Consider the following 1,216-nt stretch of genomic DNA (forward strand, 5'->3'; position numbering starts at 1 on the left):
ATTCTTTTCATTCACAACGTCCAGATGGCGCTGTAACAGGAGGGCAAATTAGATTTTGGGCGTAATTCTGCTTGTAGTCAGTGTCTGTAAAGGCAGCAGTACTAAGATCTCTGCTGTTCAAAGTGACTTAACTTAACATTCCCAGTCTTAAACACGAGGTCTTATGGTCTCTTTACAGCGCGGGTCTTTTGGACTCACGGTGTCGGCCTGCGTTTTCATCACGTCTTGTCGCTCACTACTCGCGATACAAAAAGACATAATGCTATTAATCTTTTGCTCTACGCTGCTCAGCGTATTTATCCAATCGCTCGGGAGAGTATTACTGCTCATCCCAGCGTTCCTTTTTTAAGTGGTGAGGCTAGTTCAACTCGATCGAAACCTAATTTCGGTAGCTCGTTGCGAGGAAGACTGTGCGTTCACGCCACTGTAAAAAACTTCACTACACTACGCTGGGCGATTTTGTTCAATGCGCTTTTGGGCATCAACACTAAAACCGCTATACTCGTCGTTCTTGCTGTCTCCTAATCGAGGTCGCATGTTTTCGAGCGTAGAGTGTGTCATGCGGTATCTTTCAATTTAAGATGACGAAGCCCCCTTTTGTGACGGGCGTCACCGCAGACGCGAATATAGCAGTATTTAGATAGTCGAGCAACGACTTAGAGGTGTGGGTGTCAGCACAACAGAAAAAAACATCAGAAGCTAATCAAGATAAGCCCTTAGGGCATGGCGTCCAGTTGGTGACCATAAGCGAGAAAAACGCTCAGCAACGCGTCGACAACTATTTGCTGAGTGTCTGTAAAGGGGTTCCCAAATCCAAGATATACAAAGTCATTAGAAAGGGCGATGTAAGAATCAATAAAAAGCGCTGTAAGCCCGAGACAAAGCTCGCGGTTGGTGATCTTGTTCGTGTACCTCCAATGATGACAACGAATTCGAATAAGGGAGAAATTAAGGTTAGTGACTCGCTTGGCGCATTGTTGGATCGTTCTGTTTTATTTGAAAATGATCAGTTGTTGGTGATTAACAAGCCTTCTGGGCTGGCGGTGCATGGCGGCAGTGGCGTCAATATCGGGCTGATCGAGGCATTAAGAACCCGCTATCCTGATCACCAGTTTTTGGAGTTGGTGCATCGTCTTGACCGTGATACGTCAGGGGCGGTGTTGATCGCCAAGTCTCGGCCAGCTTTGAGAGCGCTGCATGCACAGTTCAGAGAAGA

Annotated in this window: 2 protein-coding genes; one reads left to right on the forward strand and one right to left on the reverse strand. The window is 46.6% G+C overall.

Annotated features, from left to right (window positions below; translation table 11 throughout):
- Positions 1 to 147: 147 nt before the first annotated feature.
- The gene (locus tag A3750_RS02665; protein ID WP_068452049.1) at positions 148 to 330 is read right to left on the reverse strand and encodes a hypothetical protein; all 183 of its coding nucleotides are present in this window, start codon (positions 328 to 330) and stop codon (positions 148 to 150) included.
- Between the two features lie 338 nt (positions 331 to 668).
- On the opposite strand from A3750_RS02665, the gene A3750_RS02670 reads away from it, so the two are divergent.
- Positions 669 to 1,216 (forward strand): pseudouridine synthase (locus A3750_RS02670; protein ID WP_231871683.1); only part of this gene is annotated, 548 nt, incomplete at its 3' end.

Source organism: Oleiphilus sp. HI0079 (assembly GCF_001635105.1).

Bases quoted from the DNA above. Each gene is read 5' to 3' on its own strand.
- A3750_RS02665 (WP_068452049.1), bottom strand. From the start codon at position 330: ATGAGCAGTAATACTCTCCCGAGCGATTGGATAAATACGCTGAGCAGC.